Genomic DNA, 8,368 nt, shown 5'->3' on the forward strand with positions numbered 1-8,368 from the left:
AAGGCCAGCAAATCGTACTCCCGCGCCGTCACCTGGACCGGACGGCCGTCGACGGAGATCCGCCGGCTGCGCCGGTCGAGGACGAGCGGCCCGTGCCGGACCACGTCGGAGCCCTCACCGGTGGCCCGGACGGCGCGCCGCCGCACCGCCCGTATCCGGGCCAGCAGTTCGGCGAATCCGAATGATTTTACCAGGTAGTCGTCGGAACCGAGGTCCAGGGCCTCGACCCGGTCCGCCTCGTCCCCCCGAGCCGTCACCACGATCACGGGGGTGTCCCCGCGCTCGCGGATGCGCCGGCACACCTCCGCGCCGTCGATGTCGGGCAGTCCCAGGTCCAGGAGCACGAGGTCGGGCGGGGACACGCCGTCGACCCGGGCGAGCGCGGCCTCCCCGGTCCGCACCCGGTCGGCGGTGTAGCTGGCACGGTCCAGACCGCGCACGAGCTGGGTACCGAGGCCGTCGTCGTCCTCGACTACCAGTACCCGGGCACCGAGGGGGTCGGGATACCGCTGCAGGTCCGCTGCGTGTGCTCGAGAGCCGTTGCCTGCAGGCGTCGCCATAGCATGACAGTAGGCGGCACTGGGCGCGTCCGGCCGCCGGCCCCGCGGGTGCCACCGCGATTCCGCCGTCGCCAGCTCCGATTCCGTCAGTATCTACTCGTTTCGTAACGTCTGCCCATTTTGCCGGATCCAGCCCGGTCTCACCGGCTCGGCCGGCAGCGTGTCGCCGGACGACAGCGCGGCGAGGATTCCCTCGAGGGCGTGCCGGGGAAGATCGATCAGCCGGGCGGCTAGCAGGTCGGGATCGCGCGCGACCCGGGTCACGGCGGCCCGGGCGTCGCGCTGGGAGAGCGTGCGCCCCGAATCCTCCCGGACGATCCGGATGAGCCCGTCCCGCCAGACGTTGCCGATCTTGCCGTGCGGGCGGTCCAGCAGCCACCGGGCGAGCCGGTCGGCGGGGCCGAGCGCCGCCGGGTCGACGGCCGTGAACGTCACGAGCCGCAGGTCCCCGAGGTCCCGGGTGGGGGTGGCGGTCCACTTCGCCCGCAGCTGCCGCAGCGGGTCACCCTGGGCCCGCCGGCGGCGGACGCCCAGATCGGGGTGATCGGAGGAGACGACGACGGCGAGCCGGTCCGCGTTGACCGCCAGGAGGAGCCTGGTCAGCCAGGGGCCCGGATCGTCCGACAGGTCGGTGGCCACGCTGACCGTTCCGTCCTCGGTCGAGGCGCCGGGCCCGGTCGAGGCGAACGCGGGCAGCCCCCGGTCGAACACGGTCGCGAGACGCACGTGGACCGCGTCGACCTCCCGCCGCTCGCCAACGAACACGGCACGGCCCGCCGGTCCGGTGGCGAGGAAGGCGGCCACCGCGTCGAGGACCGGGGCGGTCAGGCGCGTCGGCCGGCTCTGCGTGGACTGCCGGCCCCGGGTGTAGATGGCGGCCGTCGCGGTTGTGGCCGCCGTGGCCGCCGTGGCCGAGCGGTCCAGCTGCTTCCAGGTGGTCGGGGTCGGCTGGCAGACGTACATGTCGGCTCTGGCACCCACCGCCTCCGCGCCCTCGTAGACGTGGAAGCCTGGCCAGATGGCCTCGAACACGAAGCCCTGATCGATCAGCGCCCGCTGCACCTTCCAACCCAGCGTCGGTACCCGGTCGCTGAACCCGTAGGCCAGCAGGACGCGACCATGCTCGCGGTCCGCGAGACCCTGCGCACCGCGCCCGGTGAACAGCGCCACGCCCTCCGGGGTGTAGGGCGGATCGGTGAACGCCAGATCGGCCGTGCCCACCACCGCCGGCGGCAGGCCGAAGCGCAGGTCGGCGTAGAGGCACCGCAGCCGGACGCCCAACGACCGGGCCGAGCTGTCCAGGTAGGCGAGCAGCTCGTCGTCGATGTCGACGACGGTCACGGTGAGCCCGTCAATCAGCGAGACCGCAGCCAGCGAGGTGAGATCATGATCACCTATGCACAGCAGATGCGCGCCGCGCAGGTCGTAACGCGTCTGCAGCCAGCCGGCCCGGCGCACGACGGTCGTCGCTGTCGCGGGCACGTGATCGAGGTCGGCCCGTGGTCGGGGCGCGGCAGCGATGAGATCATGCATGGTCGTGACCAGCGGGCCGTGGCGGGCGATCACGGCGGCGAGGGGATCGAGCGGGGTCTGCCCGTTCAGCTTGTCATAACGGATCAGGCCGCGGTAGCGGTCGATCGACGCCGGGCGCAGCACGTGACGCCCGTCGGGGCCGGTCCGCAGATCGTCGCCGAGGCTGGCGAGGATCTCCTCCACGCTCCGCCGGGGCAGGCCCGAGCTCTGGACCAGCTGGCGCAGGGTGCGTGGCTGCTCGGCCAGCGCCGCCACCGCCGCGCGAGGCGCCCGGGCATGCACCCGGTAGCCCGCCAGCAGGATCGCCAACGACTCGCCGGATTCGGCCGGATCACCCGGCGCCCGGCCCGGGTGATCCGGCCCTGACAGGGGATGTAGAGGGGACACGCAACCAGCCTTGCACCTCCGGCGGACCTGCGATTCTACCGGTCCCCGCCGAGGCCAGCTAATCTCTATACCGTGCTCAGAAGGCTTGATCTGCGTGGCGCGGTGCCTGCCGCAGCCGAGATCCGGCGGCTACTGCCGCGGGCCGCGGTCGACGTCGACGTCGCTGTCGATGCGGTCCGGCCGGTTTGTGCGGACGTGCGGGACCGTGGCGACGCGGCCGTCCTCGCCGCCGCGGAGCGGTTCGACGGCGTCCGCCCGCCGAGCCTGCGGGTGCCCGCCCAGGTTCTCGCCGCCGCCGCGGATGCCCTGGATCCGGCCGTGTACGACGCGCTGACCGAGGCGATCCGCCGGACCCGGCTGGTGCACCGTGCGCAGCTGCGGGAGCCGGTGGCGATCGAGGTCGCGCCCGGTACCACGGTGACGCAGCGATGGGTGCCGGTGGAGCGGGTCGGCCTGTACGTGCCGGGCGGGCGGGTCGCTTACCCCAGCAGCGTCGTGATGAACGTCGTGCCCGCTCAGGAGGCCGGGGTCGGCTCGCTCGCGGTCTTCTCCCCGCCGCAGAAGGACAACGGCGGGCTGCCGCACCCGGTGGTCCTCGCCGCCTGCGCGCTGCTCGGTGTCGAGGAGGTCTACGCGGCCGGCGGAGCCCAGGCCGTGGCGATGGCCGCCTACGGGACCGCGAGCTGCCCGCCGGTCGATGTGATCACCGGGCCCGGCAACGTTTACGTCACGGCGGCCAAGCGCCTGCTGCGCGGGGTTGTCGGGGTGGACGCCGAGGCGGGCCCGACCGAGGTCGCGATCCTCGCCGACGCCACCGCGGATCCGGCCTTCGTCGCCGCCGACCTCATCGCCCAGGCCGAGCACGACCCGATGGCCGCCTGCCTGCTGATCACCCCGTCGGTGGAGCTCGCCGACGGGGTCGACGTCGAGCTCGGCAAGCAGGTGCCCGCCACCCGCCACCGGGAGCGGGTGGCGGAGTCGCTCGCCGGCCAGGGGGCGGTCGCGCTCGTCGCGGACGTTGACGCGGGTCTCGCGGTGGCGGACGGCTGGGCCGCCGAGCACCTGGAGATCCACACCACGGGCGCCGCCGCGGTCGCCGCCCGGGTGCGCCACGCCGGAGCGGTCTTCGTTGGCGACTACGCTCCCGCCCCGCTCGGCGACTACCTCGCCGGGTCCAACCACGTCCTGCCCACCGGCGGCACCGCCCGGCATTCCGGCGGTCTGGCGGTCACCACCTTCCAACGTCAGGTCCAGATGGTCGAGTGCACGCGGGAGGGGCTCGCCGCCGTCGCCCCGCGTATCGCCGCGCTCGGCGGGGCAGAGGACCTCACAGCTCACGTCGACGCGGTGGAGGTTCGACTCCGATGACATTCAAAGCGGCCGGGAGCGGTGCCGAGGACGGGAGCGGTGCCGAGGACCGGCCGTGGCGCCCGTGGGACGCCGACGGCCTGCCGCTGCGCGACAGCCTGCGCGGGCTCTCGCCCTACGGCGCTCCGCAGCTCGACGTGCCGGTGCGGCTCAACACCAACGAGAACCCGCACCCGCCGTCGGCCGGGCTGGTCGACGCCCTCGGCAAGGCCGCGGCCCTCGTCGCCACCGAGGCGAACCGCTATCCCGACCGGGACGCCGAGGCGCTGCGTGCCGACCTCGCCTACTACCTGACACCCGATGCCGGCTTCGGCGTGCACACCAGCCAGGTCTGGGCCGCCAACGGCTCCAACGAGATCCTCCAGCAGCTCCTCCAGGCGTTCGGCGGGCCCGGTCGGGTGGCGCTCGGGTTCGAGCCGTCCTACTCGATGCACCGCCTCATCGCGCTGGCCACCGCCACCGAGTGGGTGGCCGGGGAGCGGGCGGAGGACTTCACGCTCTCCCCGGCCGCGGTCACCGACGCGATCGCCCGGCACCGACCTGCCCTGGTCTTCCTCTGCTCGCCGAACAATCCGACGGGCACGGCCCTGCCGCCCGAGGTCGTCGTCGCCGCCTGTGAGGCGGTGGAGGCCACCGGCAGCGGTATGGTCATCGTCGACGAGGCCTACGCCGAGTTCCGGCGGGCCGGCGTGCCCAGCACGCTGACGCTGCTGCCCCGTCATCCGCGGCTCGTCGTCACCCGGACGATGAGCAAGGCGTTCGCGCTGGCCGGTGCCCGGGTGGGCTATCTCGCCGCGCACCCCGCCGTGGTGGGCGCGCTGCACCTGGTGCGGCTGCCTTACCATCTGTCGAGCTTCACCCAGGCCGTCGCGCGCACGGCGCTCGCGCACGCCGACGAGCTGCTCGGCACGGTGGAGGCGGTCAAGGCCCAGCGCGACCGCATCGTCCGGGAGCTGCCGGCGCTCGGTCTGCGGCTGGCTCCGAGCGATGCCAACTTCGTGTTCTTCGGCCGGTTCGCTGATCAGCGGGCGGTGTGGCAGAGCCTGTTGGACGCGGGGGTGCTGGTCCGCGACGTCGGTCTGACCGGCTGGCTGCGGGTCACCGCCGGGCTGCCGAACGAGGTGGACGCGTTTCTCGGGGCGCTGGGCAGAACCCTCACCGGCAGCGTCATCGGCGCGGACGGTGTCATCAGCCTCGCTACCGCCTGAGCCCCTGGCACGGCCCGAGCGCCCTGGCACGGCCTGAGCCCCTGGCACGGCTTGAGACCTACAGAGACCGAGGAAGCCCCCGATGGCACGCACCGCGCGAATCGAACGCAAGACGTTGGAGTCGGACGTCCTGGTCGAGCTCGACCTCGATGGGACGGGAATCTCCTCGTCGGACACCGGCGTCCCGTTCTTCGACCACATGCTGTCCCAGCTCGGCAAGCACGGCGGGTTCGACCTCACCGTGCGTACCCGGGGGGATCTGCACATCGACGCCCACCACACCGTCGAGGACACCTCGATCGCCTTCGGGTCCGCCCTGCGCGAGGCGCTCGGCGACAAGGCGGGTATCCGCCGGTTCGGGGATGCCACCGTCCCGCTGGACGAGGCGCTCGCCCAGGCCGCCGTCGACCTGTCCGGCCGGCCGTACTGCGTGCACGCCGAACCGGATCTCGTCGGGGTGATCGGAACTTACGACACGACGCTGACCCGGCACATCTTCGAGTCGATCACCGCGTCCGCCCGGATCGCGCTGCACGTGCGGGTGCTGTCCGGCCGCAACGCCCATCACGTGGTCGAGGCCCAGTTCAAGGCGGTCGCGCGGGCCCTGCGCGACGCGGTGGCGCTCGACGCCCGCGTCGCCGGGATACCCTCCACGAAAGGTGTGCTGTGACCGGAGACGGACCCGGCCGCCCGGCGCCGCGGCCGCCCGGACCAGACCCGTGTGCTGTGACCGGAGACGGACCCGGCCGGCGTCCCCGGGTGGTCGTCCTGGACTACGGCTCGGGAAACCTGCGGTCGGCCGAGCGCGCGCTCGCCCGAGTCGGCGCCGACGTGACGGTGACCGCGGATCTTGACGTGGCCCGCGGCGCCGCGGGCCTGGTCGTACCGGGCGTGGGCGCCTATGCGGCCTGTATGGCAGGCATCGGCGCCGTGGGCGCCGCGCCCGTGGTGCGGGAGCGGGTAGCGGCGGGACGGCCCGTGCTCGGGATCTGCGTCGGGATGCAGGTGCTGTACGAGCTCGGTGACGAGCACGGGGTGCGGACGGCCGGGCTCGGTGTGATCCCTGGCGAGGTCCGCCGGCTCGCCGCCGATATCCTGCCGCACATGGGCTGGAACACTGTGGCGCCGTCCGCCGGATCGATCCTGTTCTCCGGGCTGCCCGCGGACACACGGTTCTACTTTGTCCACTCGTATGCGGCGAAGGCCGATCCGGCCGCCGGGGACACCGTGGGGGAGCACGGCGAGCCGTTTGCCGCCGCCGTCGAGCGGGGTGTGCTCGCCGCGACCCAGTTCCACCCGGAGAAGTCCGGGGATGCCGGGGCGCACCTGCTGGCGAACTGGCTCGGCAGCCTGTCCTGAGTGAGCCCTGTCCTGGGTGAGCCCTGTCCTGGGTGAGCGTGAACGCGAGGGCGGATGTCCCGTAATAGAGCGGCTCCAGCGCCCCGCTGGACCGTAGGGTGGCCGATGTGACGCTTACTCTGCTGCCCGCCGTGGACGTGGCCGACGGCAGGGCCGTTCGACTTGTCCAGGGTGAGGCCGGTTCCGAGACCTCGTACGGCGACCCGCGGGAGGCGGCGCTGACCTGGCAGCGCGACGGCGCCGAGTGGATCCACCTGGTCGATCTCGACGCTGCCTTCGGCCGGGGGTCGAATCGGGAGCTCATCGCCGAGGTGGTACGCGCGGTGGGCGTGGCCGTCGAGCTCTCCGGCGGCATCCGCGACGACGCCTCGCTCGACGCGGCGCTGGCCACCGGCGCGGCCCGGGTCAACATCGGTACGGCCGCGCTCGAGGATCCCGCCTGGGTCCGCCGGGCCATCGACCGGGTCGGCGACCGTATCGCGGTCGGTCTCGATGTCCGGGGGACCACGCTGTCGGCCCGGGGCTGGACGCGGGACGGCGGAGAGCTGTTCGCTGTGCTCGCCCGCCTCGACGCCGATGGCTGCGCCCGGTACGTGGTGACGGACGTGCGCCGGGACGGCACGCTCACCGGGCCGAACGTCGAGCTCCTGCGCTCCGTGACCGCGGCCACCAGCCGGCCGGTGGCCGCCAGCGGCGGCGTGGCCACGCTCGACGACCTCACCGCGATCGCCGCGGTGCCCGGAGTGGAGGGCGCGATCATCGGCAAGGCGCTCTACGCCGGCGCCTTCACGCTGCCCGAGGCCCTGGCCGTCGCCGGGAACGCCGGGAACGCGGGGAAGGCCGTGACCCCGTGACGGCTCCCCGCCGGCGCTGGTCTTCCCGCCGGCTTCCTTGCCTTTCCAGAGGGTTCTGTGCCCGAAAAATCCCTCTGGATAGGCAAGGGAACGGGTGTGCGGGTGCGGTGGGTCGATGAGCGTCGCGGTCCGGGTGATTCCCTGCCTCGACGTCGACGCCGGCCGGGTCGTGAAGGGCGTGAACTTCACGGACCTGCGCGATGCCGGCGACCCGGTCGAGATGGCGCGCCTCTACGACGCCGAGGGTGCCGACGAGCTGACGTTCCTCGACATCACCGCGTCCAGCGGCGATCGGGAGACCACCTACGACATCGTGCGGCGGACCGCCGAACAGGTGTTCATCCCGCTGACCGTGGGTGGCGGGGTTCGCTCGGTCGACGACGTGAACCGCCTGCTGCGGGCGGGGGCCGACAAGGTCGGCATCAACACGGCGGCGGTGGCCCGGCCCGAGTTGGTGCGCGAGTGCGCCCATCGGTTCGGTAACCAGTGCATCGTCATCTCGGTGGACGCCCGGCGCTCACCCGGTCCCGGCGGCCCGCGCTTCGAGGTCACGACGCACGGCGGCCGCAAGGGCACCGGCATCGACGCGGTGGCCTGGACGGTGCGGGTGGTTGAGCTCGGCGCCGGGGAGATCCTGCTCAACTCGATGGACGCCGACGGCACACGGGACGGCTACGACCTGGAGATGATCTCTGCGGTGCGTGCCGAGGTCGACGTCCCGGTGATCGCCAGCGGCGGGGCCGGCGACCTGGCCCACTTCGTGCCAGCGATCGGCGCGGGCGCGGACGCGGTGCTCGCGGCGAGCGTGTTCCACTTCGGGCAGCTGCGCATCGGCGAGGTGAAGACGGCGCTGCGGGGCGCGGGCGTACCTGTGCGCCGATAGACGGTAACTGTGTCCAAGCGTGCGGCTGTTCGTCCTCGCCGTCGCCACCACGAGCGCCGATTCCCGGGTGGAGGCGGCGATCCTCGCCGGGCTGCGGCAACGCGCCGGCGCCTCGACCGTCGTCGTCGTGGGCGCCGGGCGGATCGTCCAGCGCGGTCCGCACCGGGATCTGATCGCGATGCGCGGCGTGTACCAGCGCCTGCACCGGTCCTGGGC

Annotated in this window: 8 protein-coding genes and 1 pseudogene; 7 read left to right on the forward strand and 2 right to left on the reverse strand. The window is 73.2% G+C overall.

Features of this window, described 5'->3' with window-relative positions:
• Together ACY5KJ_RS14400 and ACY5KJ_RS14405 are read right to left on the reverse strand one after the other, a co-directional pair.
• On the reverse strand, positions 1-560 hold a 560-nt coding region (locus tag ACY5KJ_RS14400), incomplete at its 3' end, for a response regulator transcription factor (protein WP_462203576.1).
• Positions 561-653: 93 nt separating this feature from the next.
• Positions 654-2,480, reverse strand: a complete 1,827-nt coding sequence (locus tag ACY5KJ_RS14405) for a bis-aminopropyl spermidine synthase family protein (protein WP_462203577.1) — start codon at positions 2,478-2,480, stop codon at positions 654-656.
• A gap of 72 nt (positions 2,481-2,552) precedes the next feature.
• Here ACY5KJ_RS14405 and hisD point away from each other — a divergent pair, with 72 nt between their 5' ends.
• The 7 genes and pseudogenes from hisD to ACY5KJ_RS14440 form a co-directional block, all read left to right on the forward strand.
• Positions 2,553-3,848 carry a histidinol dehydrogenase gene (gene hisD, locus ACY5KJ_RS14410; protein WP_462203578.1) on the forward strand — a complete coding sequence of 432 codons (1,296 nt, stop codon included), beginning with the start codon at positions 2,553-2,555 and terminating at the stop codon, positions 3,846-3,848.
• The gene (locus ACY5KJ_RS14415) at positions 3,845-5,056 is read left to right on the forward strand and encodes a histidinol-phosphate transaminase (protein WP_462189009.1); all 1,212 of its coding nucleotides are present in this window, start codon (positions 3,845-3,847) and stop codon (positions 5,054-5,056) included. Before hisD ends, ACY5KJ_RS14415 begins: the two co-directional genes overlap by 4 nt.
• 82 nt (positions 5,057-5,138) lie before the next feature.
• Complete coding sequence (gene hisB / locus ACY5KJ_RS14420; RefSeq protein ID WP_462203579.1) at positions 5,139-5,726, forward strand: imidazoleglycerol-phosphate dehydratase HisB; 588 nt, start codon at positions 5,139-5,141, stop codon at positions 5,724-5,726.
• 56 nt (positions 5,727-5,782) lie between these two features.
• Entirely contained in the window at positions 5,783-6,415 is a 633-nt protein-coding gene (gene hisH, locus ACY5KJ_RS14425; RefSeq protein WP_462203580.1) for an imidazole glycerol phosphate synthase subunit HisH, read from the forward strand.
• A 107-nt stretch (positions 6,416-6,522) separates the two neighbouring features.
• On the forward strand, positions 6,523-7,269 hold the full coding sequence (gene priA, locus ACY5KJ_RS14430) for a bifunctional 1-(5-phosphoribosyl)-5-((5-phosphoribosylamino)methylideneamino)imidazole-4-carboxamide isomerase/phosphoribosylanthranilate isomerase PriA (RefSeq protein ID WP_462203581.1): 747 nt from the start codon (positions 6,523-6,525) through the stop codon (positions 7,267-7,269).
• Positions 7,270-7,384: 115 nt separating this feature from the next.
• Positions 7,385-8,152 carry an imidazole glycerol phosphate synthase subunit HisF gene (gene hisF, locus ACY5KJ_RS14435; protein ID WP_462203582.1) on the forward strand — a complete coding sequence of 256 codons (768 nt, stop codon included), beginning with the start codon at positions 7,385-7,387 and terminating at the stop codon, positions 8,150-8,152.
• A gap of 19 nt (positions 8,153-8,171) precedes the next feature.
• A pseudogene (locus ACY5KJ_RS14440) lies at positions 8,172-8,368 on the forward strand (ABC transporter ATP-binding protein); the annotation flags it as partial.

The sequence above is a fragment of the Frankia sp. CcWB3 genome (genome assembly GCF_977927595.1).

Excerpts from the sequence above, each read along its gene's own strand:
- ACY5KJ_RS14415 (WP_462189009.1), top strand. The coding sequence starts at position 3,845 with ATGACATTCAAAGCGGCCGGGAGCGGTGCCGAGGACGGGAGCGGTGCC.
- hisB (WP_462203579.1), top strand. The coding sequence starts at position 5,139 with ATGGCACGCACCGCGCGAATCGAACGCAAGACGTTGGAGTCGGACGTC.
- hisF (WP_462203582.1), top strand. The coding sequence starts at position 7,385 with ATGAGCGTCGCGGTCCGGGTGATTCCCTGCCTCGACGTCGACGCCGGC.